We start from the raw sequence: 25,862 nt of genomic DNA on the forward strand, positions 1-25,862 counted from the left end.
CACAGTGGCGCAAACCGCGGCAGCGCAGCAGCAACCGATGGTGACTCGCACGGCCGCGATCGGTCGCGCGGTTGCGCAGAATCCGCGCGTCGCCGCGGCGATCGCTGATACCGTTGCGGCGGTTGCGCGTCTCGGCACCGCGCGCGCACTCCCCGATCCGACACTGTCGGCGAGCTACACCAAGGACATTCCGCGCTATCATGTCGCCGCCGAGATGCCGGTGGACCAGCTGTGGAATCGCGGTCCGCGCGTCGCGGCCGCGGCGGCCGATCTGCAATCGACCCGATACAAGTTGCGATACGAGGTGGCGTCGGTCACGCTCGACGTCGACTCGTCGTACACTCACGCCCTCGCGGCGATGGCGCATTCTCGGTTGTCGGCACGCGACGCCTCCGACGCCGATTCACTGCGCAAGATGGCCGCGGAACGCCGCGACGCCGGCGATGCCAGTGATCTCGACGTCGAACTGGCGGCGCTTGCCGCGGGGCAGGCGGCCAATACCGCGGCCTCCGATTCACTGGAAGTGACGGCGTCGCTTCTCGAACTGCAGGGTCTCCTCGGCAGCGCCGCCGAGACCGTATCGATTGCGCTGGCCGACTCGCTCCAGCCAACGGATACGGCCGGGGTAGCCGCCATGGGAACGGGCGCGCCGCCGTTGCTGGTGGCGAGCGGCGCGTCGGAGGTCGAGGCCGCAGCGGCGAATATCCGCCTGCAGCATCATCTCGTGCTTGGCAGTCCGGCGCTGACCGCGGGGTTTGATACCGGCGATCCGACCGGCGATGAACCCGGTATCCTCCCCACCTTTGGTGTGTCGATTCCGCTGCCGATCTTCAATCGCAATCGGGGACCGATTGCCGAAGCGAATGCCGCGCGCGATCGCGCCGTCGCGGATCTCGCCACTGCCCGTCTCGAGAGCACCCTCGGCATTCGGCGGGCGCAAGCCACCTTTCTCGCGGCAATCCAGCGAATCGGCCGCGACAGGATCACGCTGCAGAGTGCCGCCCGCGTGGTGTCGATGTCGCTCACGGCGTACCGTGAGGGCGCGACGCCAGTCGCCAATGTGCTCGAAGCGCAACGGACCGCTCGCGAAGTGGAAGGCAAGTACATCGACGACGTTGCCGCTGCGGCGATCGCTGCGGCGACCCTCAGATTGCTGACGCTCACCCCATCCACGGCTACGCCATGATCTCCTTTCGTCGATCGCGCCGCGCGCTTCTGCTGGCCGTGGCCGCCGCGCTCGCCGCCTGCGGGCGCCATTCCGCGGATGAGTCCGACGACTCGACGGCGGCGGTGGTGGGCGCCACGATTGCACCGGTCACCCAGGGCCCGTTTGCGGAAACCGTTGGCGCCCTCGGCCAGGTGGCGCCGCGATCGGGTCACGTTGCCACGCTGAGCGCCCCTGCGCCCACGCGCGTCAACGCCGTGAGTGTGTCGATCGGCCAGCACGTCAAGGCTGGCGACGAGTTGATCGTCTTTGACCAATCGGCGTTCCGGGCCGCCACCCAGAGTGCCGACGCCGCGACCGCGGCGGCGCGAAAGACCTACGACCGCACCCGGCGACTCGTCGACGAAGGAATCAGTGCGCGCAAGGATCTCGATCAGGCGAGTGCCGAGCTTGCCAAGGCGCAGTCCGACAGCGTCGTTGCCCACCGGATCGAGCAACTCTCCATCCTCCGCGCGCCGATCACCGGCGTCGTGACCCGGCTCGACGCGGCGATCGGTCAGGCCGTCGATGTCGGGCAGCCGCTCGTCGAGATCGCCGATCCATCTGCCGTCGACGTCATCCTCACCGTGACCCAGTCCGACGCAGCACGGATGCACGCCGGCGACTCGACCGCGCTGACCTCGGGGGCGTCCCGAAGCGGATCGCGGGTCGCGACCGGCATCGTCGCCGATGTGGCCGGAGCAGTCGATTCGGTGACCCACGGCGTCACGGTGCGTGTCGCGGTGGGAAAGTCGACGCGTGAGCTGCGGATCGGTGAGTCGCTTTCGGCAGTCGTGACCGTGGCCATCCACCAGAAGGCCCTCACCGTTCCGATTGCAGCACTTGTCCCGGAGGGAGACGGATTCCAGGTCTTCGTGGTCGATTCTGCCTCGGTCGCTCATGCGCAGGCGGTCACTGTTGGCGGCAAGACCGGTACTTCCGCCGAGATCACCACGGGGCTCTCTGCCGGGCAGCGTGTCGTTGCCAACGGTGCCTTCGGCGTCGAGGACGGGGCGAAGATCGCTCCGGCCAAGCCGTGACCGAGGAGCGATCGCTCTTTGCGGCGCTGGCCTCCCAGCGCCGCTTCGTCTACCTCGTCGTCACCCTCCTCTCCCTCGGCGGGATCTGGGCCGGCTTGCGCCTCCCCTCGGCGATCTATCCGGAGCTGCAGTTTTCCCGCGTCACGATCGTCACGCAGGGCGGTGCGCTCGGCGCCCGTCAGACGATGTTCAGTGTGACGCGACCGATCGAAGAGGCGGTCTCCGTCGTCCCCGGCGTGACACGCGTCCAGTCGCGGTCGATCCGCGGCGGAAGCGAAACCAACGTCACGTTCGCGGCCAATGTCGACATGACCGTCGCGCTGCAGCAGGTGCAGGCACGGGTGAATCAGGTCAAGACCGATCTCCCCCCCGATCTCGACGTCCAGATCGAGCGGCTGATGCCATCGCTCTTCCCGATCCTGTCGTACAATCTCGAAGGTGGCGATCCCGCCACGCTCTACGACATCGGCCAGTACCAGATCCGGCCGCTTTTCTCGAGAGTGCCGGGCGTGGCACGCGTCGAGGTGATGAGCTCGCTGCAACGAGAGATCGAGGTGATCGCCGATCCGGTCCTGCTGGCGGCACATCAACTCACCTACGACTCCCTCGCCGAGATCATCAAGCAGTCGACGACGCCGTACGCAGTGGGCCGCATGACGGCGGACTACCGCCAGTATCTCATCGTCACGGCCACCGAGGCGCAATCGGCGGACGACATCGGCGCCATTGTCGTGGCGCCGAACCTCCGCGTTCGCGACATCGCCACCGTGGTCCCGTCGACCGAAGATCGGACCCGGGTCATCGCCGGCGACGGGAAACCTGCCGCGTCGATCACGGTGAGCCGGCAGATCGGCGGGAACTCCCTGACAATCGCCGACAGTATCGCATCAATCTCCAGGACACTCAAGCTGCCGCCGGGAGTGCATCTCAAGCCGCTCTACGATCAGGCACTCCTGGTGCGAGAGGCGGTGCGGTCGGTTCGCGACGCCATGCTGATCGGTGCGGCACTCGCCGTCATCATCCTGCTCCTCTTCCTGCAGCACGGGCGGATCACCGCGATCAGCGCCTCGTCGATTCCGTTGACGCTCACGATCACGGTGCTGGTGATGAGCCTCGTCGGTCAGAGCTTCAACCTGATGACCCTCGGTGCCATGGCGATCGCCATCGGCCTCGTCATCGACGACGCCGTCGTGATCACCGAGAACATCGTGCGGCATATGCAGCTCGAATCGAACGCCAGTCGCGCCGAGGCGATCCACCACGCGGTGCAGGAGCTGATCTGGCCGGTGACCACGTCGACCATCACCACGGTCGTCGTCTTCCTGCCCCTCGGCCTGCTCACCGGAGTCGAAGGGCAGTTTTTCCACGCCCTGTCGATTACGCTGACGATCGCCGTACTCGTCTCGCTCTTCCTCGCGTTGACGCTGATACCGCTGCTCGCCTCACAATTTCTCGTCGAGGGCCACGCCGCGGAGCAGAAGCCCGGGATCACGGCGCGACTCTTCGGATGGCTGAGCCGCGGCGTCGATTCGCTGGCGGAGTGGTACGGGCGGCGCCTCAACAGCGCGCTTCGCCATCCCTGGATCGCCATCGTCGGCGCCATCGTCCTCGTTGCCGGTGGCGTCCTTGCCTACCGATTTGTCGGGACGGGATTCCTCCCCGAAATGGACGAAGGCGCCTTCGTCCTCGACTATTTCACTCCGGGTGGCACGTCGCTCGACGAGACTGACCGGATCGTGCACATCGCGGAGAAGATCCTCGCGTCGACACCGGAGGTCGAGGGGACGTCGCGGCGCACCGGTGCCGAGCTTGGCCTCTTTGCCACCGAAGTGAACAGCGGCGATATCATCGTTCGCCTCAAGCCGCAGGGTGAGCGCGATCGCTCCGCCGACGACGTGATTGATGAGGTCCGCCCCAAGATCAATGCTGCGGCGCCAAAGCTCCACATCGAGTTCGTGCAGATCCTCTCCGACGTGGTGAACGACCTCGCCGGCAATCCGTCGCCCGTGGAGATCAAACTCTTCGGTGCCGACCTCGATGCCCTCGAGAGCTACGGGCGCAAGCTCCAACCGCAACTCGAGAAGGTCGACGGCGTCGAGGATCTCTTCAACGGCGTGAGCGAGCCAGGTGCGGAGATGTCGATGTCGATCGACGAGGCGAAGGCGAGCCAGGCCGGTTTGACGGTGGGTGATCTCAGCACCCAGGTGAGCAGCGCGCTGCTCGGCGCCGAGGCCGGCGATGTCCGCCTCCAGGACCGCTCGATCGGGGTGCGCGTGCGCGCACCGGATTCAGTGCGCTACGACCCGCTTCTTCTCGCTGCGCTCCCGATCGTGGCGGGTGGAAACCGCGCTCCGCTCGGCGCCTTCGCAACCTTCAAGAGCGGCGAGACCCGCGCCGAACTGCGCCGCGAGAATCAGCAACAGCTGATCGATATCACCGCCGACATCAGTGGTCGCTCGCTCGGCGGCATCATGCGCGATGTGAAGACGGTCCTTCGCAACAATCCGGCGCCCTCGGGAATCCGGGTGGAGGTCGCCGGGCAGTACGCCAGTCAGCAACGGGCGTTCCGCGCGCTTCTCGCAGTCCTCGCGCTCGCGTCGCTCAGCGTTGTGGCGATCATGGTCCTGCAATTCCGGTCGTTCATCGAACCGCTGGTGATCCTCCTCGCCGCACCGCTCTCGTTCGTCGGCGCGCTGATCCTCCTGCTGATCACGGGCACGCCGCTTAACGTCGCGAGCTTCATGGGATTGATCCTGCTGGTGGGGCTGATCGTGAAGAACGGCATCATCCTGCTCGACTTCACGCATCGACGGCTGCGGGAAGGCGCGTCGTTGCCGGAGGCGCTCGAAGAGGCAGGGAAGATCCGCCTGAGGCCGATCCTGATGACGACGCTCTGCACGCTCTTCGGGCTGCTGCCGCTGGCGCTCGCCCTCGGCGCCGGGTCACAGTTGCAGCAGCCGCTTGCGCTGGCCGTGATCGGCGGGCTCGCACTCTCCACGCCGATCACTCTGTTCATCGTTCCCACACTCCTCGTCGCGATTCGCGGCAAGGATTACCGCGAGACGCCCGAACACCCAGCAACTAGTGTTTGATCGCGAAGAACCAGGCGCCGATCATCGGTCCCTGCGGTCCACGACCGCGGCCGCCCGCACCGGCCGGCGGCGGAGTGGCTCCGGCCGGTGGCGGCCCGTACTCCGGTTGGAAGAGATACGCCATGTGCTTGTCCGGATCGACGGCGATCGTCTTGGCCCCGGGTGTCGTGTTCACCGTTCCGACGACCGTGTACTTGTCCGGCGAATCCTCATGCACGATCGTCACCGTGCCGTTGCTCGAACCGCGCGCTCCGCGCGCCGGGATATAGATCAGCTTCTGTGATTGATCCCAGCCAAGCGCGTCGACGCCTTCGCCGTTGGTGATCGTCGCGACAACCTTCCCCGACTTCGCATCAACGACCACCGAGGTGCCGCCGCAACCGGAAAAGATCCGGTCGGTCGTACGGTCGATCGCGATCCCCGTTGGTCCGTCACACGGCGCGATCGGCCAGATCGCGACCGACTTCATCGCCTTCACATCGACGACCTGAATCTCCGATTTCCCTTCGAGATTGACGTAGAGCGTCCCTTTGCCATCGCTCGCCGCTCCTTCCGGGCCATTGTCGTCGAGCGGGATCGTGCCGACGATGTCGCCGTTCTTCGCGCCGAGGACAACGACGGTTCCAGGGCGGCTGTGATTGGTGAGAATGATCCGGTCGAGATAGTCGTCGTACATGATCCCGTCCTGACCGCCCTGCGGAATGTGGATCTTCTTGATCGTCGCGAGCGTCTTGAGGTCGAACATCGTGACGGTCGAGTCGCCGCCGTTCGAGATGAAGCCGTGTCCCGACTTCTCCGACAGCGCGATCCCGTGCATCCGCGGCGTGTCAGGAATGTCCCCGAGCACCTTGCCGGTCGGGCCGTCGACGACCATGACATGATTGCCCCGCGACACAAAGACGCGGCCGGTTCCCGCCTCGGCGGTGAGATAGTCGGTCCCGCCCTCGCCGCCGATGTTGGTGCGGTCGATCTTGAACGACTGCGCATGACTCTTCATTGGCAGCAGCGCCACCACTGCCAGCGAGACGACCGCCCCCGTTTTCCAGCCGATCATGACGACCTCCAAATAGGATGAACCCGATGGTACGTGATTGCGCCCGATGCGCCGGACGTGCAGCCGTCGCGGAACACCAGAATCGACGAGTATACCGGCAAGACCTTACACCGACGTGACAGCTGTTACGCCCCCTGAGGGATCCTGGCGAAAACGACCGCTCCGCGACACGGATCGATCGCACGCCTCATGACCACCGCGCCGTGGCGTGTTTCCAGCGTGCTCGCCACCGCCTCGTGCAGCGGTCCGTCCGGCGCAATCAGCCCCCCCGAGAGCGCCACGGGAAGCTTCGCGGCGCCGGCCGACACGGCGAGGGAGACGAGCGCTTCGACCGCCTGATTCCGGATGCTGACCGCCACGGGGTCGCCGCGATCGGCGCACGCGAGGACCGCCGGCCCGAGTGCAGCGACCTCGGTCGGCGTCGCCGTGGCCGACCACCGTGCCAGCGCCGCCATCCCGGCCACCCGGGCGCCGGCGCACATCGCTTCGGCGAGGTGCGTCACGCGGCCAAGGCCGTCATGCATCGCGCCGACGCCTTCAAGCGCCTGCGCTGCGAGCCAGTACGCCGATCCCTGATCTCCCATCCGCCACCCCAGGCCGCCGACCCGCCGCGTTCCACCCCGCTCGTCGCGTGCGACCGCGATGCTTCCGGTCCCCGCGATCAGCAAGACGCCTGGGCCTCCCTCGAACGCAGCGGCCCGGGCAAGTTCCGCGTCGGTGGTAACCACCACGCGCCACGCCAGCCGCTGCTGCTCCAGCGCCGATTGCAGCTCGACGCGCTCGATCTCGCGTCCTGCGCCGGCGGCCCCGACCACCAGCGCGTCCGCTCTGACCGTGCGAGTCTGGAGCAAAAGCGGACGGGCGAGCTCTGCGAGCGCGGCGGCGAGTGGCGCACCCTCGCCGCTTCGCATCGGGCGGCCGGCACCATGGGCGTGGCCGCGCGACACGTCGCCGTCGAAGACGCGCACCCGCATCGACGTCCCGCCCAGATCGGCACCGAGAATGATCATTCGTGGGCCGCCGTCACGAAGCAGTCCGCTGCCGCGGCAACGCGACACTCGATGCACCGGCGGCGAGCAACGTCAGCACCATCCCCATCGGCACGTACCATGGGAACGACAACCTCCCGAGCGGTGCCAGCCAGGTGATCCCCGCAGCGGCGAGCCGCGCCGCAAAGATCGTCACCAGCATCACCGCCATCGCAATCGATGTTCCGGCGATCACGTCTCGCCCTTCGAATCGTCTCCCCGCGCCGCTCAGAATGTACGCTCCGAGCAGCGCGCCATACGTCACCGAGGCGATCGACAGTGCGAGGACCACCACCGGCGTGTTCGTATCGGCGGTCCAGCGGTTGACGCCGATGGCTGCGACGATGAGCGCGGTCCCCCAGACGAACGACACGATGCGGCCCACGCGCAGGAGTTTGTCGGGATCCCGCTCCCCGGTCCACGACGCGTACTGATCGTAAGTCAGCGACGACGCCAGAGCGCTGATGGCCGACGAATGCGACCCCATCGCAGCAGCAAGAATTCCCGCGATCACGAGCCCGGAGAGTCCGACCGGCAAGTGATGGAGCACGAATTCGGCGAAGAGCTTGTCCGGTCCGACGCCGACCGGTGCGTTCCCCGACGCCCAGAGCGCCACACCAACCAGGAGGAAGAGGAGAAACTGGCCGATCACGAGGACGCCCGATCCGATAATGGCCACCCGCGCGTCTCGCAGCGATTTCGTCGCGAGGAGGCGCTGCACGATCAGGTGGTCGGTGCCGTGCGATGCCGCCGACAGGAGCGCGCCGCCGAGCACGCCGCCGAGGAAGGTGTACGGTGCGGTGAGCGAGAGATGAAAGTCGAAGACCCGCAGCTTGCCCGCGGCACTTGCCAGCGACCAGGCGTGCGCCGGGCCCCCGGCGAGATGCGTGGCGATCATCAGCGAGGCGATGCCGCCCGCAACGTAGACGCACAACTGGATCACGTCGGCCCAGATCACCGCCTTGATCCCGCCGATCCAGGTATAGAGCAGCGTGATCGCCCCCATCGCGAGGATCGACGCCGGGATGCTCCATCCGGTCAGGAGCGCGAGCGGAATCGCGCCGGCAAAGACCCGCACGCCGTCCGCCAGGAAGCGCGTCACCAGGAAGACCAGCGAGAGCATCCGTCGCGTCGGAGCGCCGAAGCGAGTTTCCAGCCGCGCGTACGCGGTCTCCTGCTCGCCGCGGAAGTACCCCGGGAGGAGCCAGAGTGCGATGCCGATCCGGCCGAAGAGATACCCGATCGGCAGCTGGAGGAAGGTGAGGTCGCTCGTGGCACCGATCGCCGGCACCGAGATTACCGTCAGCGCCGACGTCTCGGTGGCGACGATCGACAGCATCACGCTCCACGCAGGGAGATTGCGTGCTCCGAGGAAATAGTCGGTCGCCGATCGCTGGCCCCGCGCCATCCGGAGCCCGACGCCGAGCGTGATGACGAAATAGACGACGATGACCGCGAGATCGATCGGGTTCAGTGCTGCTCCACGTCGTTCGGGGGGGCATTCGCCCGCGGGACCGGGAGAAGGGCATTATATACTGGTCAACCCTCATGCCGGAGCAATGATGGAGCGGCCGTACCTGCTGGCCACCAGCAAGACCGAGCAGATCCACGCCGGTATCACCTATCATCTCGATGGCGAGCTCGTCCCCGCGCTCACGGTCGAGCTCGACGCCGGACAGTCGATCTTCTTCGAGCACCACATCCTCCTCTGGAAGCATCCCGCGCTGCAGATCACGGTGCGGCCGATGAAGGGGGCGCTCAAGCGGATGATCGCCGGGATGCAGATCTTCATCACCGAAGCGACCGGGCCCGGGCAGATCGCCTTCTCGCGCGACGGCGTCGGTCACATCGCCGCCATTCACATGGGGAGCGGCAGCGAAGTGCACGTCCGCGAACATCAGTTTCTCGCCGCGACCGGCAACGTCGACTACACCTTCGAGCGGGTGAAGGGGATCGCCAACATGCTCGTCGGCGGCACCGGCTTCTTCATCGACAAATTCCATCTCACGCGCGGCGAGGGAATCCTCTGGCTGCACGGGTACGGCAACATTTTCGAGAAGAATCTTGAGCCGGGGGAGGCGATCGATGTTGAACCAGGTGGCTGGCTCTACAAGGATCCGAGCGTGCGGATGGAAACGGTGATGCAGCGGCTCTCGACCGGCCTCCTCGCCGGCGCGAATATCGTGATGAACCGGTTCACCGGTCCCGGTCGCGTGGCGCTGCAATCGATGTACGTGCATTACGGCGAAGGCGGCGGTGACTCCTCCCCAAACGTCGGGCTCGCCGGACTCGCCGGCGGGATCATCGGCGCATTGAGTCGCGACTGATTCGACCGCCAGGGGGAAAACCAAAGGGGAGCTCGACAGAGCTCCCCTTTTCCTTCGTGTCACCGATTCTCAGCGGTCAGGCGGTGAAGCTGCTCCCGCACCCGCAGCCACCGGTCGCATTGGGATTGCTGAAGGTAAATCCGCTCCCTTGCATCGCCGTGACGTAATCGATCGTCACGCCCGCGAGATACTGCGCCGAGAACGCGTCGACGAAGACTCGCACCCCGTTGAGCTCCGCCGTCATGTCGTCGTCGGCGCTCTTGTCCTCGATGTTGAGCGAGTACTTGAACCCCGAACAGCCGCCCGGGAGTACCGAAATCCTGAGGCCACCGGTTTCGGCGGGGACCTTTTCGGCAACGATGAACTTCTGCACCTCGGCCGCGGCGGCGTCGGTCAAGTTCAGGACGAAGCCATCGGGAAGCGCCTGGACGGTCAGTGCCGTGTCACTCATCATCAACTCCCACAAGGAGATACCCAAGCAAGATAGGCCGGACCCACAACCACGGTCAATCTGCGAACGCCTCCGGAGGCGCCGCTGTTCCCGGGCGCGGAACGGCCACCTATCGCGGCTGGATATCGGGAAAGAGCGATCGCATCACCGCATCGGCCACCACTCCACGAATCTGGCCGAATTTCGGCGTATTCCGCGTCGGATTCACCCGATTGGTCAGCAGGACGATCACGACCTGGTGCTCCGGGTCGATCCAGATCGACGTCCCGGTGAACCCGGTGTGGCCGAAGCTCCGCGCCGACATGTAGTGACCAGCCGACGAAATCCCCGAGGGCGTGTCCCACCCGATCGCCCGGGACGATCCCGCTGGCTGGTTCTGCCGGACCGTCCAGCTGGCAAACTCCGCCGGCGGCTGCAGCGTGCCCGTGACATGCTCGCCGAGGGAGCCGGCCAGCGCCCACTCACCAAAGCGCAGCGCGTCGTCGGCGTCGCTGAAGAGTCCGGCGTGACCGGAGACTCCGTCGAGCCACCAGGCGTTCTCGTCATGCACCGTTCCGCGAAGCGCCGAGTCGCCGCGAAATGGCAACTTCTCGATCTCGGTCGGCGCGATGTTGTCGCGCCACGCTCCCGGCGGGAGAAATCGCATCCGCGGCAGTCCCAGCGGACCGGTCACCCGCTCGGCGAAGAGCCGGTCGAGCCGTTCGTGATACACCGACTCGAGAATGGCCGCGAGCGTGATCGCGCTGAGATCGGAGTAGACGTATCTCGCTCCCGGTACCGTATCGAGGTTTGCCGCGAGCGCCCGCGCGATCGCTCCATCTCGGCCGCGCGGACCCATCCAGAGCGGTGGGACAGGGTCCGCGGGAAACCCGGCATCGTGCAGCAGCAGATTGCGCACTGTGACGGCGCGCTTCTCTCCCTTTCCCAGTGCGAATGCAGGGAGGTAGTGCACCACTGGCGAATCAAGCGCGATGCGATGCTCTTCGACTGCCATCATTGCCAGCGTCGTGGTCGCGATCACCTTGGTCAGCGATGCCATGTCGTACAGGGTGCGTCCATCCGGCGGACGTGGGTCATCCACTCCGAGCTGCCCGATCGCGTGCTCGAAATGCGCGCCGCGATACGACACGGCGAGCACCGCTCCCGGCGCCGCACCCGCGGCAATCGCCGAATCGAGCGTCCGGGCCGCCGGCTCGAGCTCGGCCGCGAGCGACGCGCTGACCGGAATCGGATCGGTTCGGGGAAGCGGGGTCGCGCGGCCACACGCACCGGCCGCCAGCACCAGCGGCAGCAGGCGGTTTCGGGTCACGGCGCGCCGCGCTGCACGCCGGTACCGATCGGCCACGACGGCGGGATCACGATCGGCGATTTTCCGCTGATCGGTGCCTGTCCGGTGAGCGCGCGTGCGACCGCCATTTCGCTGGTCGGGTTCGCGGTCCACGCCAGCAGGTACGCCTGCACCGCCGGGACCTGCGAGATCAGGTACGGTGACCCGAACGAAATCAGCAGCGTCGGATGATGCGCGGCGATGGTGTCGATCGTCTGCGCTGCACCCTCGGGAAGCGCGATCGTCCCCTTGCCCGATGTGACCTTGACCGCCGCGGCGATGACCACCGTGGTCGATTGATTCACCAGGCGGAGCACCGAATCGCGCGTCGCCGAGTCGGCGAGGAGCGGCAGCGTGACGCCGCGGACAGTGAAGCCCTTGCGTCGCAACTCGGTCGTCAGTGTTGCGCCGAGGGCGACACCGTTGTCCGCCATGCTCACGAGGCAGATCGATTGCGCGGCGCCGCGCATCGCATCCACCATCCCGAGCGAATCCTTGAGCAATGTGATTGACCGCTGCGTCACTGCTTCGCCCGTGGCGCGGAATTCGGCCCGGTCAACGACTGACGAGACATGGTTGAGATCGACCTCGCGCTGTTCGAAGAGCCCGAGGCGCGCCTTCATTTCGAGCACCCGGCGCGCCGATTCATTGATCCGGCTCATCGGGATCCGTCCGCTGTTGACCGCACGTTCCATCGAGCTGATCGCGCGGCCCACGTCGGACGGCATCAGCAGCAGATCGGAGCCGGCGAGGAAGGCGAGGACCGGCGCTTCATCGGCGCCGACTTCCTTCACGATCGCCCCCATGTTGAGCGCGTCGGTGGTGACGAGGCCGTTGAAGTGCAGCGAGTCGCGGAGAATTCCGGTGAGGATCGGCGGCGCGAGCGTCCCCGGTCGATGCTCGCCGGGGTCGAGCGCGGGGAGCGCGATGTGCGCCGACATCACCGCGTCGACGCCAGCCGCGATCGCCGCGCGGAACGGCACCAGCTCCAGTGTGTCGAACCGCGTCCACCCGGCGGTGATCGTCGGGAGGGAGAGATGCGAATCGGTCTCGGTGTCGCCATGCCCGGGGAAATGCTTGGCGGTGGCGAACATGCCGTTGTCGCGGATCCCGCGGATCGTCGCGGCGACAAAGCGGGCGACCATCTTCGGGTCGCCGCCGAACGATCGCGTGTTGATGATCGGATTGTCGGGATTGCTGTTGACGTCGGCCACCGGCGCGAACGCCACGTGAATCCCAACCGCACGCCCCTCCAGGGCGGTGATCCGCCCCATCTGATACGCGTCGTCCTCCCGGCCGCCGGCACCGACGCCCATCTGGGTCGGGAACGGCGTCCCGCCCACGAACCGGAGCGTCGTCCCCCCTTCGAGATCGCTTGCGACCAGGAGGGGGAGTGGCGCGGCGCGCTGCAAGGCATTCAACTTCGCTGCAATCTCGGTGGGCGATCCGACCGACATGATGGTCCCGCCCACGTGCAGCGAGTCGACCCACATGAGCGCCTGCTTCATCTCGGCACCGTCGATCGGCTCGTAGGTGCCGGTGATCCACGGCATCACCAGCTGGGCGATCTTGTCGCGCAGCGGGAGTGAGTCGAGCAGATGCTGGACGCGCGCTTCGTCCGTGGGCGATGCGGCGGCACGCAGGACCGGACTCGGCACGGCCGGTGCCGGAGCGACGGCGGGTGCCGGGTGCCCGCACGATACGATCAGCGACGCCAGCCCAATGAGGATGAGAGATCGATGCATTGCACTCGCTTCAGGCACTTCGGGTGGTTGGTCATTGCCGCGCTCGCCGGATGCGGTCCGTCCGCCAGCGCGGCGCCGGTGCCGCAGCATCCTGCGGTGCGCCCCGGAATCGACGTCCTCCTCACCGACTCGTTGCACCTCGTCCGCGGCAAGCGATTGGGCCTGGTCACCAACGTCGCCGCGGTCGACGCGCGCGGCGTGAGCGACATCAGCCGCATCCGGGGCGCCGGACTCACGCTGGTTGCCCTCTTTGCCCCCGAGCATGGGCTGACTGAATCCGCGGCGCCAGGGGCCCGCGTCAACTCGCAGACCGACTCCGGCACCGGCACGCCAATTTACTCACTCTACGGTCGGACCACCGCGCCCACCGACTCGATGCTGCGCGGCATTGATCTCCTCCTTGTCGACCTCCCCGACGTCGGCGCTCGCTACTACAGCTACCTTGCGACCACCGTCGGCGTGTTGCAAGCCGCGGCGGCGCATCACATTCCCGTCGTGATACTCGATCGCCCCAATCCGCTGGGCGATGTCATTGAGGGCAACATTCTCGATACCGCCTTTGCCTCCATGGTGGGCCGGATCGCCGTGCCGATCCGCCATGGCCTGACGCTCGGCGAGGAGTCGCGGCTCGCAATGTCTGATCTTCATGTACCCGCAGCGCTAACCGTCGTTCCCGTGGCTGGGTGGCGCCGATCAATCGGCTTCGACGAGACCGGTCTTCCGTTTCGCGCGCCGAGCCCCAACCTGCAGACTCTCATGGCGGTGCGAGCGTATCCCGGGCTCTGTCTCGTTGAAGGGACGTCGCTCTCCGTGGGGCGGGGAACTGACGCGGCCTTTCTCCAGTTCGGCGCCCCATGGCTCGATACCGCTGTCGTTCTGGGCGCGATCCGGAACGTGCATCTCGCCGGCGTCGAGTTTCGCGGCGTCGTGTTTCGGCCGCATGCGCCGGGCGATGGCAAGTTTGCCGAAACAGAAGTCAACGGCATTCGGCTCGTCATCACCGATCCGAAGACGTTCCGGCCGGTGACGGCGATAGTCAACCTCCTGGCGATTCTCGAGCGAGTTTATCCTGACAAGGTCGCGATTGGCGGATCATTCGATCGGCTCGCCGGTGGCCCCACGCTCCGCCAGGCGCTCCTCCGCGGTGAGTCGGCCCAGGCGATTATCGCCTCCTGGCGGGAGGGGCTCACCGCGTATCGCCACCGTGCGGCGCCGTTCCTTCTCTACCCGGGCGAACTGCAGGAATAGGTTGCTGTAGTAGCCAATACCATAGGGCCTCAGCCCTCTTCTTCCATCGTCACGAACCGTCGCAGCAGGATTCCTGCGCCGGTACCGATTGCCGCGGGGATCAACGCCACGAAGGCGCCGGCGTTGAATGGCTGAGGCGTTGCGAGGAGCCCGAGCCGCGGCAGGACGTAATCGCCGATCGGAATCATGAGCCCCAGGATCAAGGCCCGCCGCCACGCGCCCCGGGGCCACCCCAAGCCAAGGACGAACGAGCTCACCACCAGCACGAGGACGGTGGCCTGGACCTCGTCGTTATGGAGATCCACCGACACCGCAAAGACGCCGATACCGAGCGCGAGGATCGACGGAACGACAGCGGGGGCGAATGATTTCATCCTCCCATCGACGAATTCCCGCCGGCGACTGTTTCGCGCGGCCCGCGCCGCCGGTCAAACTGACACGCTTTCACGTTGCCCCACCCCCCTCCGGCGGTTAGTTTTTCGGCTCCTTCCCGCTGCCTTGGCGAGCCCTCGGGCCCCGCGCAGCAACCACCTGTAGGGGGCGCGTGACAGAACTGGTCAGCGGGGCGATCAGCGCATATCACCGCGGGACGGCGCCGCTGGTGCGGGCACTGCTGCGCAGCGGGATTACCCCCAATTCCATCACCACCGTTGGCGCCCTGCTGATCGCGCTCTCCGCAGTGGCCTACGGTTATGGACACATGCACTGGGGCGGGGGACTGCTCCTCGCCTCCGGGATCCTCGACACTCTCGACGGATCAGTCGCCAGGCTCGGTCAGCGAACGACCAAGTGGGGGGCGTTCTACGACTCCACCCTCGATCGGATGGGTGACGGGGCGCTCTTCGTCGGCCTGGCGTCGTGGATGATCTATGCGCGCGACATCTCGCTGCGCGAGCTCTCGATCATCGCCTGTCTCCTCGGGATTCTCTCGTCGCTGCTGGTGTCCTACATGCGGGCGCGGGCGGAGAGCCTCGGCATGGATGGCAAGGTCGGGATCGCGCAACGGGCCGAGCGCATCCTGGGACTGGGTCTGACCACGATCGTCTTCGGCTCCAATTGGCACGCAGTTCCGATTACTGTGGTGCTCACTATCCTGACCGTGCTGTCGCTGGTGACGGTCGTTCAACGATTCGTGCACGTGCGCCGGCAGGCGATCGCGGCCGATATCACGTAACTGGGAGTACCTGTGGGGAATTCTGAACGTCGGACGGTTGCAGCTGCGAATGGCAAGCTCGGTGTCATGTGCGTCGGCCTCGGCGCCGTGGCCTCCACCTTCATCGCCGGGGTCGAACTCACGCGGCGCGGCCTCGCGAAACCGTACGGTTCGCTCACGCAGATGGCGACGATTCGCCTCGGCAAGCGCACCGACAACCGCGCGCCGCTGATTCGTGACTTCGTCCCGCTCGCCAAGCTGGACGATCTGGTGTTTGCGGCGTGGGATCCGGTTCCTGATGACGCATATCGCTCGTGCCTGCACTGCGGCGTCTTCGACAAGCACGATCATGTCGAGCCGATTCGGGCGTTCCTCGAGGGGATCAAACCGATGCCCGCGGCGTTCGATCAGGCGTACGTCAAGCGCCTTGAGGGAACCAACGTCAAGAAGGGCAAGAACAAGCGCGACCTCGCCGAACAACTGCGCAAGGACATCCGCGACTTCAAGGAGAAGAGCGGCGTGTCGCGCTGCGTCATGGTCTGGTGCGCCTCGACCGAGATCTTCATCGTCCCAGGCGCGACCCATGAAACGCTGGCTGCGTTCGAAGCGGCGATGGAGGCCAACGATCCGTCGATCGCGCCTTCAATGCTCTACGCCTGGGCCGCGCTGATGGAAGGGGTGCCGTTCGCCAACGGCGCGCCCAATCTCACCTGCGACATCGGGGCGATCACCCAACTGGCGCGCGACAAGGGGCTCGCCATCGGCGGGAAGGATTTCAAGACCGGCCAGACGATGATCAAGACCGTGCTCGCGCCGATGTTCAAGGCGCGGATGCTCGGCGTCGCCGGCTGGTACTCCACCAACATTCTCGGCAATCGCGACGGCGAAGTCCTCGACGATCCCGAGTCGTTCAAGACCAAGGAAGAGTCCAAGCTCGGCGTCCTCGAGTTCATCCTGCAGCCGAAGCTTCATCCCGAACTGTACGGCAATCTCTTCCACAAGGTGCGGATCAACTACTATCCGCCGCGCGGCGACAACAAGGAGGGATGGGACAACATCGACATCTTCGGGTGGTGCGGCTACCCGATGCAGATCAAGGTCGATTTCCTCTGTCGCGATTCGATCCTCGCCGCGCCGCTGGTCCTCGATCTTGCGCTCTTCTTCGACCTGGCGCAGCGCGCCGGGATGAGCGGTGTGCAGGAGTGGCTGTCGTTCTACTTCAAGAGTCCGCAGGCGACGCCCGGCCTCTATCCCGAACACGACCTCTTCATCCAGCAGACCAAGCTCAAGAACACGCTGCGCTGGATGATGGGTGAGGATGTCATCACCCATCTCGGCCAGGACTACCCGCAGGACGCCGAGTAGGAAGGGAGCGGTTGATGAAATACTTCCATCGGGCGCATGCTGCGCCCGATCTCGTGATGGCGAAGGCCGCGTCGTGGTTTGGCGCGCGCCTCACGCCGTCGGGGGAAGCGCCCCGGCACCGGGCGTTCGCCGGCTCGCTCGGCAGCGTGACGGTGACGGCGCGGCCCGAAGGCGGCCACTACACGCTGGTCACGGTGGCCACCGATCAGCCCGGTGAGAGTGAGCTCGACAAGTACGCCAAGCATTTCCTCGGGACCGTGCACGTCGTCGACGAGCCGACGCACGAACTCCGCGGCGACTACTGATCGTCCGGAGACATCATGGCCCTTCGACTCCTTCCGCGCGATGAACGCTTCTTCGACCTCTTCACGTCACTGGCGAAGACGTCGGTGGACGGGTCGCGTCACCTCGCCGAACTCTTCCGGCGTGAAGACGACGATCGCTGGCAACTGGTGGAGGCGATCAAGCGCGTCGAACACGACGCCGACGATATCACCCATTCAATCGTCACCCGTCTCGACCGCACCTTCATCACGCCGTTCGATCCCGAGGATATCCATCTCCTCGCCTCCCGCCTCGATGACATCATGGATCGGATCGACAGCACGGCACGCCTCACGCGGATCTTCCGCGTGGCCGAGGTGCCCGAGGGAGCGCTGCTGATGTGCGATGCGATTCACCGTACCACGCAGAAGGTGCTCATCGCGGTCGAGGCGCTCAAGGATGGGTCGTCCGATACGGTGCTCGCGGCGTGCCGTGAGATCAAGAAGTTCGAAGAGGAAGGCGACGCGCTCTACTATCTCTGGCTCGGCCGACTTTTCGAAGACCGGCACGATCCGATCACGGTGATCACCTGGAAGGAGTTGTACGACACGCTCGAGAAGACGCTCGACAGCGCCGAAGACGCCGCCAACGTCCTCGAGTCGGTCACCATCAAGCATGGGTGACCGATGGATCACAACCTGACCTTCGTCCTGCTGGTCATCGTTGTGGCGCTCCTCTTCGATTTCAGCAACGGTTTCCACGACAGCGCCAACTCGATCGCCACCGTCGTCGCCACGCGCGTGCTGTCGCCGAGGTGGGCGGTACTCTGGGCCGCGACGTTCAACTTTCTGGCCGCATTCGTTGTCGGGACCGCCGTGGCGCAGACGTTCGCTCACGGCCTGATCAACCCGAACATCGTCTCTCCGACGCTGGTGTTCTCGGCCCTCCTCGGCGCGATCGGATGGAACCTCATCACCTGGTGGCTCGGCCTGCCGAGCTCGTCATCGCACGCGCTCATGGGGGGCTACGCCGGCGCCGCGCTCGCCAAGGCCGGCTTCAGCGCGATCATCGTCGCCGGATGGATCAAGCCGATCCTCGGGATCGTCGTCTCGCCGCTGCTCGGCATGGTCCTCGGACTGACGCTCTCCATCGTGCTGTCATGGTCGCTCTGGAAGCAGAACGGCCGGAAGATGGAGCATCTCTTCCGCAGGCTGCAGCTCCTCTCGGCGGGACTCTATTCGTTCAGCCACGGCTCCAACGACGCGCAGAAGACGATGGGGATCATCGTCGGACTTCTGGTCGCATCGCAGGAACTCTTCGTGGGTCAGCGCGGCGTGTTGCACAAGCTGCATGTCACCAATTCCGACGGCATACCGGTCTGGGTCGTGGTGATCTGCTATGGTGCCATCGCGGCGGGGACGGCGATGGGCGGTTGGCGCATCGTGCGGACGATGGGGACGCGGATTACCAAGCTTCGTCCCTTCGACGGATTCTGCGCGGAAACTGGCGGTGCAGCGACGGTGCTCTTCGCCTCGCATTTGGGCGTGCCCGTAAGCACCACGCACACCATCACCGGCGCGATCGTCGGCGTCGGGGCGTCGAAGCGCGCCGCGGCCGTCCGGTGGAATGTGGCGAGTCAGATCGTCTGGGCGTGGATTCTCACGATCCCTGCCGCCGCTCTGATCGCGGCGATCGTCTTCGAGATCCTGCCGAAATAACCGTCGTTGCGTGGCGGACGTCTGGATGCTACGCGGCGGCTTCCTCGACCCACATCTCCGCGGTTCCCATCGTCTCGGCCGCGCGCATGAACGCCTGATAGACGTCCGGGCGCCAATGCCCCTGGCTCTTCGCCATGATCCCGAGCGCCGTCTCCCGATCGAGCGCCGGGCGATAGCTGCGCGCCGACGTGAGCGCGTCCCACACATCGGCGACGCCGACGATCTGCGCCGTCACCGGAATGTTGTCGCCTTCGAGGCGGTCGGGATAGCCGGTGCCATCGTACTTCTCATGATGCCAGCGGATGATCGGCTTGATGTCCCAGGGGAATTCGACTTCTTCGAGCATCTCGATCCCCCACACGGGGTGCATCGCGATGATCTTGAATTCCGAACGGCTCAGCTGCCCCGGCTTGTTGAGGATTTCATGCGGGACCTTCACCTTGCCGACGTCGTGCAGGTACGCGCCGAGCCGGATCGTTGTCTGCTGCACGTCGTCGAGGCCAAGCGCCCGAGCCACGGCGGTCGCATAGGTCGCGACGCGCTCGCAATGACCGTATGTGTAGGTGTCGGCTGATTCGATCGACTGGCCCCAGTTGCGAAGCACCTGGAGATAGGTGTTTTCCAGTTCCTCGCGCTTGCCGTTGACGTCGACCGCGTCGGTGCGCGCATTGAGGCGCGAAAAGAGCTGATGCGCCGCGTGCAGCTGCGTCAGTGCTTCGATGTTGCGGTTCTGCGCCTGGCAGAGCACCGCCATCTCACGCGTGGCTTCCGCCTCGCTCAGGACCGACCCGGTACGCCGCGCCAGATCGAGTGCTGCCTGAAGCCGCGCTTCGGCGAGGACCGGCCGCCCCGTTTCGCGATACATGACGCCGAGCATCCGGTACGCGTCAGCCTTGTCGAGTTCCGCTTCGACCTTGTCGAAGAGCTTGAGCGCCGCTTCGGCGCTGGTCTTCGCGTCGTCGTACAGGCATCGGGCGAGATGCACCTCGGCATGATTGAGGAGGCAGAGCCCCTGCAGGTGGACGTCATCGGTCCGTTGAGCGAGGTCGAAGCTCTGCCGGAAATGACCGTCGGCCGTGTCCCATTGCTTTCGGTCGGCGTTGAGCATCCCGAGGTTGTGATGCGCCAGCGCACGTCCGTTCTCATCCCCCGCCCGCTGGTACGCGTCGAGTGAGTGCTCGTAATGCGTCAATGCGCTGGCGTAGTCACCTTCGATGTTGTTGAGGATGCCGAGATTCTGCTCGATCCGAGCCACGAGGGCGGAATCGCCGCTGCCGGCGGCAAGCGCGTCCGCGTACCAGGTGCGCGCGTCCGCCATGTCGCCGTTCTCGAAGGCCATGCTGGCCCGGGCATTCAGCGCCTGCGCCACGAGGAGCTGATTGCCGAGTTGCGCGGCAAGCTTGTGACTCGCCTGGCAGAGCGACCGGGCGAGTGCCGGCTGGTTGCGGCGGTGATGCAGGACGCTCAGGCACCGATAGGCTTCGGCCACGATCTCGAGTTCGCCGCTCTCCTGCCCGACCCGGATGACGGAATCGTACCCACGGATTGCTTCCGTCACCCGGCCGGCACGGTCGTGTCCCTTGGCGTCGCGGAGAAGATCCGCCGCCGATCCTGCAGGGCGCGCCGCCGTGCCTATGAGCCGCATTCCGTTACCAGGCCACCGCGTAGCGCGAGAAGTGATGGATCTGGGCCGAAATGGTGTGCGAGGTCCGCGAGGTCGGGAGCCGCTCGAGGATGTTGCCGAAATCGTCGGTGTAGACGACCTGCGCATTCGCCGGGTTGCCGAGACAGTCGGTGTTGAACGTCAGTGTCGGCGGTGCGTCCGAGGCGAATTTCAGTCCTTCAGGGAAGTACTGGACGGTGATCGTCTTCCCGATGAGCGAGGGAAGGGCGACGATGTGCGTCAGCTGCGACAGGGCGTGCTTCGGGATGACGAGCGACGTCGCGCCGAGCGTGACGGTGCCACCGTTCGGCCCGATGTCGACACTGATGCTGCCCGACAGCGCGCATCCCAGCGACGTGAGCGGCCCGGGGAGGTGCAGCGTCGGCAGCGGCAGCGAGAGCGTCAGGTTCTCGCTCGGCTTCGGAGCCGTGGTGGTGGTCTGCGATTCGGGCGCGGACGGCGCCGTCGGCAGCGAGCCGCCGCAGCCGGCCAACATCACGGCGGCGAGTGCAGTCGCGAAACGAACGGGGGTGCGGAACATCGACCTGCTCCTTCCACTTGTGGTTAGTCGTGACCAGTCAGACTTCCGAGGCATCGCGCTCCGTGTCTCCTGCTCGCCGACTCCACGACGCAGAAACGCGGTACCTCCACTCCGAGAACCGAGGGGAGACACCGCTGTCTCGCGACCCTGGTCCACCTTCGGCACCTAGCCATCTCGCCTTCCGCCCGTGGCGGTGCGAGACCTTCGGTTTTGCGACCCCGGATCACTCCGGGTGTGCTGTATCGAGTGAATCAGTTTTGACCACTTGCCCGCAATTCAGGCGATCGAAAGGAGAGGCAAAGGGTATGCCGCGGCTTCGTCCTGGTCTCTTGATGAGATCAACTGTCGAGAAAGTATTGACGTTTTGGTGCAAAGTGCTACGAAAAAGTCTCTATTCGAGAGCGTAATTGCAGATCAACTGCAACGCTGCAGCAACCATTTGATGGACGACGGCAACAAAGTGTGGCGGCTCGGCATCGTTTGTGCCCATCAGGTTACATACCATGCCCAATCGTCGCTACCCGATCTGTTGGTCTGCAAGACTGTCGATGATTTGCACAGTTGTCGTCTCGTCATGCGCGCCGCACGCCCGCGAAACGTGTAGCGGAGACTACTGCGGGACCCTGGTCATCGCGGCACCGGGAGAGCCGACGACTCTCCTTCCGGTCATGACTGATGAGGCGCTAGACCGCGACATTTTTGATCAACTCTTTCTCAAATTGGCGGAGATCGGACCCGACGGTAATACGGTCAGTGACCACGGCTTTCAACCAGCTCTCGCTGCACGGTGGGAATGGCTGACTCCCGTCACGATCGCGTTCCACCTCGATCCCCGCGCTCACTGGACTGACGGCCCTCGCGTCTCTGCGGCGGACGTCGCCTTCACCTTTGCGGGCTACGCTGACAGTGCGGTCGACTCGCCGTATCGCGAAGGTCTCTCGCACATTCGTTCGGTCCAGGCCCGCGACTCGGCGACGGCGGTCTTCACCTTCGACCATCCGTATCCCGAGATGTTTTTCGACGCCGTCTACCAGATGCGGATCCTGCCGAAGCACGTCCTCGATTCGATCCCGCGAGCGAACTGGCGTTCAACCTGGTTCGGCCGCGCACCAATTGGCGACGGACCGTATCGGCTGGCGCACTGGACTACGGGGCAGAGCGTTGAACTCGTCGCGGACTCCACCTTCTATCTCGGCCGGCCGCATCTGCGCCGGCTGATCTGGCGCTTCACTCCCGATCTCTCCGTCGCCGTCACCCAGGTCGTCGCCGGTGACGCTGATGCGATTCAGGTCCTCGCCACGCCCGACAACATCGCTCGCGCAGAGGCGGCGAACCAGTTGAAGCTGTACCCGTATCCGGGGTCGGTCTACTCGCTGATGACGTTCAACCTTCGAGCCAACGGCGATCGGACGCGACCGCACCCGATTCTTGGCGATCCGGTCGTCCGGCGCGCGCTGGTTCTTGCCACCGACCGGACCCGGATGGCCGAGAACATCTTCCGCGGCCACGCGCGAGTGCCGCCAGGGCCGCTGTCGGAGATGTGGAAGGACCTCTGGTTCGACGATCTCCCGGTCCCTCCCTTCGACACGGCGCAGGCGGACCGCATGCTCGAGAGTCGGGGATGGATCACCGGACCAGACGGGATCCGAGTCCGCAATGGCACCCGCCTCGCGATCCACCTCGCCGTGCCGAGTTCGAGCGGGATGCGGAAGGCATACGCGCAGTTGATCCAGGAGGAGTTGAGCGTCGTGGGAGTCGACGTCGCGATCGACCAGATGGAGGCCGCGACGATGCAGGATCGGGAACGATCGGGTCACTTCGACGCGGCGATCGAATCGTGGAACACTGATCCGAGCCCGACCTCCAACCTCGCCGATGCGTGGGTGACCGGCGGTCCCGGCAACTTCGGCGGTTACAGCAATCCCGCATTCGATCGTGCGGTGGCGCGGGCGCGCGCGGCGATGTCGCCCGATAGTTCCCGCGCCGCCTGGCACGATGCGCTGACGCTGCTGGCGACGGATGCGCCGGCCGTGATGTTGGCGGCGCTCGACAACGTCGCCGCGGTGGATGGCCGCGTCACCAACGTCTCGCTGCGGCCCGACTACTGGGGCGGCGACCTGCGCCACTGGGAGATCCCGCCCGCTCGCCTCACAGCCCGCGATCGCGCGGAGCAGTGATGCCGCACTGGCTGGCGCGGCGGATCGTCTCGGCCGCGGCCACGCTGCTTGCCGTGCTGACGCTGGTCTTCACCGCGGTCCATCTCGCGCCGGGCACCCCGTTCATGCCGCGGGGCGATCGCCCCCCGCTCGATGCAGCGGCGGTGGCGCGCTTGCAGGCTCGCTTCGGACTCGATCAGCCGATCCCGGTGCAATACGGTCGGTATCTCGCCGCGCTGGCGCACGGTGAACTTGGCGAATCGTTCAGCGCCAGACGGCCGGTTGCGGCGATGCTCGTTGACGCCATTCCCAACACGCTGCTCCTCGCCGGCGCGGCACTGGCGATCGAATTCATCCTCGGTCTTGTCCTCAGTGTCTATCAGGGGACCCACGCCGGCTCGGCGCGCGATCGTGCGTTGACGCAGGTGACGCTCCTGTTCTATTCGATGCCGACCTTCTGGCTCGGCCTCGTCCTCCTCCTCGTCTTTGGCGAGCGGCTGCACTGGCTGCCGGTGGGCGGCATCGTCGACCCCGCGATGCACGCGTCGTTCGGCGCCGTCGGCCGAATCGTCGATCGGCTCCGGCATCTCCTCCTGCCGGCACTGACGCTCGGCCTGATCGGTGCGGCAGCGACCGCGCGCTTCGAGCGACCCGCCGTGATCGCCGCGACGCGAGCGGAGTTTGTCCAAAGTGCGCGAGCCCAGGGCGTCCGGCCTCACCGAATCCTCTGGGCCCATGTGATCCGCAATGCATTGCTTCCGTACATCACGCTCGCGGGATTGGCATTCCCGGTGCTGCTCACCGGCGCCGTTGTCGTTGAATCGGTCTTCGCGTGGCCGGGGATGGGAAAGCTTGCTGCCGACGCGATCGCGACCCGTGACTATCCGGTGGTCATGGCGGCGACACTGCTCGCCACCGTGATGGTCGTTGTCGGCAACCTCATGGCGGATTGCTGCTACGCTGTCGCCGATCCGCGAATCCGCGACGCGACCGCATGACGCTTGCGCACTGGGTCGCGCTCGCCGTGGTCCTGCTTTTCGCGACGGGTGTCGTCGAACGCTGCCGCCGCCGCGGGAACGCAGCGGTACGGCACTGCCTCTCGGACGCGATGACGCGGGTCGCGGTGCGTTGGCTGGTGATCCTCGCGGTCGCGGCGATCGTGGCGCCGTGGCTGGCGCCGTTTCGACCCTCGCGGCAACTCGATATTGTCGCGCTGGTCAATCAGGCGCCGTCATGGACGCATCCATTCGGTACCGATTCCTATTCGCGAGACGTGTACAGCCGGATGCTCTACGGCGCCCGGGTATCGCTTGGAGTCGGCGTCTTCGCGATGGTAGTCGCGGTGATCGCCGGCGGGACCATTGGCGTGGTGGCCGGCTACTTCCGGCGCGGCATCGACGGTGTCCTGATGCGGCTCGTCGATGTCGGGCTCGCCGTCCCGCGGATCTTTCTGGTGCTGGTCGTCACGGCGCTGTGGAGCGGCCTGGCGCTCGGGCCGCTGGTGCTGCTGCTCGGACTGACCGGCTGGTTCGCGACCTCTCGCCTGGTGCGATCCGAGGTCCTTGCCCTGCGCGACGCGCCGTTCGTGGAGGCGTCGCGCGCCGCGGGGGCGTCGCCGCTCCGGGTGATGTTGCGCGACGTCACCCCCAACGCTGCCGCGCCGATGATCGTCTCGGCAGCGCTGGGGATCGGCAACGTGATGCTGCTCGAAGCGGCCCTGTCGTTCCTTGGCGTCGGCGTGCAGCCGCCCGCCGCGAGCTGGGGCAACCTGATCGCCGACGGACGCGATCAGCTCATGATCGCACCGTGGACTACCCTCATTCCCGGAATCGCCGTGGCGTTGTCGGTCATGGCCTTCAACACGGTCGGCGATGCGCTGGAGCAGGCGCTCGACCCGCGGCGGAGTGATCCCTCCGGATCGATCGGCTAGCGGGTCGCTGCGGGAGCGGACCGGAGCTCCCAGAGCACGTTGACGATCTTCCATTCTCCGTTCCACCGGGCCAGCTGCAGGAAGTCCACCCAGGTCGACGCGTCGACCCGCGCCACCGCCGCGCCGTTGTAGATGTCGAGGATGTGGAAGTCCTTCCGTTGTGCGGCCGCCGGGGTCGCTGATCCGCCACCCGCCCGGGTGTTGTTGATCAGCGTCATCGCGCTCATCTGATTGAGCATGCTGTGGCCGGTTTTCGCGTCGGTCATGACCATCCGCTTGGCGAGTTCGGGGTGCAGCGCCCGCGCCATGCGGTCGGCATCGCCGCTATACCATCCTTCGATATAGTTCATCGCGGCCGCGTGGATGCCGGCGCTGTCGGTGGCGCTCTGGGCCATCACCGGCCGCGCGGTGACGACGGCAGTGCAGGCGATGGCAATGATGGAAAGGCGAACGAGGTGCATCGGGCATCCTGGAAGAGGTTGCCCCCACGATCACGAACGTGCCGGAGCCGAACAAGGCCGGAGGGACGAATGCAACGCGCCGCGGGACGAACCCG

The 25,862-nt window shown here is 66.0% G+C and carries 23 protein-coding genes and 1 riboswitch; of the genes, 13 read left to right on the plus strand and 10 right to left on the minus strand.

Going from position 1 to position 25,862, the window contains the following annotated elements; all coding sequences use genetic code 11:
• Positions 1-37 precede the first annotated feature (37 nt).
• The 3 genes from VGM20_09500 to VGM20_09510 are packed head-to-tail and all read left to right on the plus strand — an operon-like array spanning position 38 to position 5,336.
• The gene (locus tag VGM20_09500) at positions 38-1,186 is read left to right on the plus strand and encodes a TolC family protein (protein HEY4101098.1); all 1,149 of its coding nucleotides are present in this window, start codon (positions 38-40) and stop codon (positions 1,184-1,186) included.
• Complete coding sequence (locus VGM20_09505) at positions 1,183-2,244, plus strand: efflux RND transporter periplasmic adaptor subunit (GenBank protein ID HEY4101099.1); 1,062 nt, start codon at positions 1,183-1,185, stop codon at positions 2,242-2,244. The genes VGM20_09500 and VGM20_09505 overlap by 4 nt, the downstream gene beginning before the upstream one ends.
• Positions 2,241-5,336 (plus strand): efflux RND transporter permease subunit, encoded by a 3,096-nt coding sequence (locus VGM20_09510; GenBank protein HEY4101100.1) that lies wholly within the window; start codon positions 2,241-2,243, stop codon positions 5,334-5,336. The genes VGM20_09505 and VGM20_09510 overlap by 4 nt, the downstream gene beginning before the upstream one ends.
• On the opposite strand, the gene VGM20_09515 is transcribed toward VGM20_09510, so the two are convergent.
• The 3 genes from VGM20_09515 to VGM20_09525 form a co-directional block, all read right to left on the minus strand.
• Entirely contained in the window at positions 5,326-6,390 is a 1,065-nt protein-coding gene (locus VGM20_09515; protein HEY4101101.1) for a hypothetical protein, read from the minus strand. The two genes, VGM20_09510 and VGM20_09515, sit on opposite strands and share 11 nt — an antisense overlap.
• Before the next feature lie 125 nt (positions 6,391-6,515).
• On the minus strand, positions 6,516-7,400 hold the full coding sequence (locus VGM20_09520) for a BadF/BadG/BcrA/BcrD ATPase family protein (GenBank protein ID HEY4101102.1): 885 nt from the start codon (positions 7,398-7,400) through the stop codon (positions 6,516-6,518).
• Between the two features lie 13 nt (positions 7,401-7,413).
• Positions 7,414-8,826, minus strand: a complete 1,413-nt coding sequence (locus tag VGM20_09525) for a sodium:solute symporter (GenBank protein ID HEY4101103.1) — start codon at positions 8,824-8,826, stop codon at positions 7,414-7,416.
• Between the two features lie 154 nt (positions 8,827-8,980).
• Here VGM20_09525 and VGM20_09530 point away from each other — a divergent pair, with 154 nt between their 5' ends.
• Positions 8,981-9,745: an AIM24 family protein gene (locus VGM20_09530; GenBank protein ID HEY4101104.1), complete on the plus strand. Its 765-nt coding sequence runs from the start codon at positions 8,981-8,983 to the stop codon at positions 9,743-9,745.
• Positions 9,746-9,821: 76 nt separating this feature from the next.
• Here VGM20_09530 and VGM20_09535 read toward each other — a convergent pair whose 3' ends face one another.
• From VGM20_09535 to VGM20_09545, 3 genes are all read right to left on the minus strand, one after another.
• The gene (locus tag VGM20_09535) at positions 9,822-10,196 is read right to left on the minus strand and encodes an iron-sulfur cluster assembly accessory protein (protein HEY4101105.1); all 375 of its coding nucleotides are present in this window, start codon (positions 10,194-10,196) and stop codon (positions 9,822-9,824) included.
• A 109-nt stretch (positions 10,197-10,305) separates the two neighbouring features.
• Positions 10,306-11,505 carry a serine hydrolase domain-containing protein gene (locus VGM20_09540; protein HEY4101106.1) on the minus strand — a complete coding sequence of 400 codons (1,200 nt, stop codon included), beginning with the start codon at positions 11,503-11,505 and terminating at the stop codon, positions 10,306-10,308.
• A complete protein-coding gene (locus VGM20_09545; protein ID HEY4101107.1) occupies positions 11,502-13,268 on the minus strand; it encodes a glycoside hydrolase family 3 N-terminal domain-containing protein in 1,767 nt (588 codons plus the stop codon). Before VGM20_09545 ends, VGM20_09540 begins: the two co-directional genes overlap by 4 nt.
• Here VGM20_09545 and VGM20_09550 point away from each other — a divergent pair.
• Positions 13,263-14,516, plus strand: coding sequence for a DUF1343 domain-containing protein (locus VGM20_09550; protein ID HEY4101108.1), 1,254 nt, complete (start codon positions 13,263-13,265; stop codon positions 14,514-14,516). The two genes, VGM20_09545 and VGM20_09550, sit on opposite strands and share 6 nt — an antisense overlap.
• A 29-nt stretch (positions 14,517-14,545) precedes the next feature.
• Here VGM20_09550 and VGM20_09555 read toward each other — a convergent pair whose 3' ends face one another.
• Positions 14,546-14,890 carry a hypothetical protein gene (locus VGM20_09555; GenBank protein HEY4101109.1) on the minus strand — a complete coding sequence of 115 codons (345 nt, stop codon included), beginning with the start codon at positions 14,888-14,890 and terminating at the stop codon, positions 14,546-14,548.
• A gap of 170 nt (positions 14,891-15,060) precedes the next feature.
• Between VGM20_09555 and VGM20_09560 the strand changes: the two genes are divergently transcribed.
• The 5 genes from VGM20_09560 (at position 15,061) to VGM20_09580 (ending at position 19,016) form a co-directional block, all read left to right on the plus strand.
• Entirely contained in the window at positions 15,061-15,690 is a 630-nt protein-coding gene (locus VGM20_09560) for a CDP-alcohol phosphatidyltransferase family protein (GenBank protein ID HEY4101110.1), read from the plus strand.
• Between the two features lie 66 nt (positions 15,691-15,756).
• On the plus strand, positions 15,757-17,034 hold the full coding sequence (locus VGM20_09565) for an inositol-3-phosphate synthase (protein HEY4101111.1): 1,278 nt from the start codon (positions 15,757-15,759) through the stop codon (positions 17,032-17,034).
• Between the two features lie 14 nt (positions 17,035-17,048).
• The gene (locus tag VGM20_09570) at positions 17,049-17,339 is read left to right on the plus strand and encodes a hypothetical protein (protein HEY4101112.1); all 291 of its coding nucleotides are present in this window, start codon (positions 17,049-17,051) and stop codon (positions 17,337-17,339) included.
• Positions 17,340-17,354: 15 nt separating this feature from the next.
• Entirely contained in the window at positions 17,355-17,981 is a 627-nt protein-coding gene (locus VGM20_09575; protein HEY4101113.1) for a DUF47 family protein, read from the plus strand.
• A gap of 3 nt (positions 17,982-17,984) precedes the next feature.
• The gene (locus tag VGM20_09580; GenBank protein ID HEY4101114.1) at positions 17,985-19,016 is read left to right on the plus strand and encodes an inorganic phosphate transporter; all 1,032 of its coding nucleotides are present in this window, start codon (positions 17,985-17,987) and stop codon (positions 19,014-19,016) included.
• Positions 19,017-19,044: 28 nt separating this feature from the next.
• Here VGM20_09580 and VGM20_09585 read toward each other — a convergent pair whose 3' ends face one another.
• Together VGM20_09585 and VGM20_09590 are read right to left on the minus strand one after the other, a co-directional pair.
• Positions 19,045-20,661 carry an HD domain-containing phosphohydrolase gene (locus tag VGM20_09585; GenBank protein HEY4101115.1) on the minus strand — a complete coding sequence of 539 codons (1,617 nt, stop codon included), beginning with the start codon at positions 20,659-20,661 and terminating at the stop codon, positions 19,045-19,047.
• 4 nt (positions 20,662-20,665) lie between these two features.
• Positions 20,666-21,220 carry a hypothetical protein gene (locus VGM20_09590; protein HEY4101116.1) on the minus strand — a complete coding sequence of 185 codons (555 nt, stop codon included), beginning with the start codon at positions 21,218-21,220 and terminating at the stop codon, positions 20,666-20,668.
• Between the two features lie 157 nt (positions 21,221-21,377).
• A riboswitch (cyclic di-GMP riboswitch) is annotated at positions 21,378-21,469 on the minus strand.
• A 419-nt stretch (positions 21,470-21,888) separates the two neighbouring features.
• On the opposite strand from VGM20_09590, the gene VGM20_09595 reads away from it, so the two are divergent.
• Genes VGM20_09595 through VGM20_09605 form a run of 3 tightly spaced genes read left to right on the plus strand, consistent with a single transcriptional unit; the run spans position 21,889 to position 25,306 of the window.
• Positions 21,889-23,397, plus strand: coding sequence for a peptide ABC transporter substrate-binding protein (locus tag VGM20_09595; protein HEY4101117.1), 1,509 nt, complete (start codon positions 21,889-21,891; stop codon positions 23,395-23,397).
• A complete protein-coding gene (locus VGM20_09600) occupies positions 23,397-24,374 on the plus strand; it encodes an ABC transporter permease (GenBank protein ID HEY4101118.1) in 978 nt (325 codons plus the stop codon). The genes VGM20_09595 and VGM20_09600 overlap by 1 nt, the downstream gene beginning before the upstream one ends.
• Positions 24,371-25,306, plus strand: a complete 936-nt coding sequence (locus VGM20_09605; GenBank protein HEY4101119.1) for an ABC transporter permease — start codon at positions 24,371-24,373, stop codon at positions 25,304-25,306. The genes VGM20_09600 and VGM20_09605 overlap by 4 nt, the downstream gene beginning before the upstream one ends.
• On the opposite strand, the gene VGM20_09610 is transcribed toward VGM20_09605, so the two are convergent.
• A complete protein-coding gene (locus tag VGM20_09610; GenBank protein ID HEY4101120.1) occupies positions 25,303-25,767 on the minus strand; it encodes a nuclear transport factor 2 family protein in 465 nt (154 codons plus the stop codon). The genes VGM20_09605 and VGM20_09610 overlap by 4 nt on opposite strands.
• Positions 25,768-25,862 lie beyond the last annotated feature (95 nt).

The organism is Gemmatimonadales bacterium (genome assembly GCA_036500345.1).
Classification (GTDB): domain Bacteria; phylum Gemmatimonadota; class Gemmatimonadetes; order Gemmatimonadales; family GWC2-71-9; genus Palsa-1233.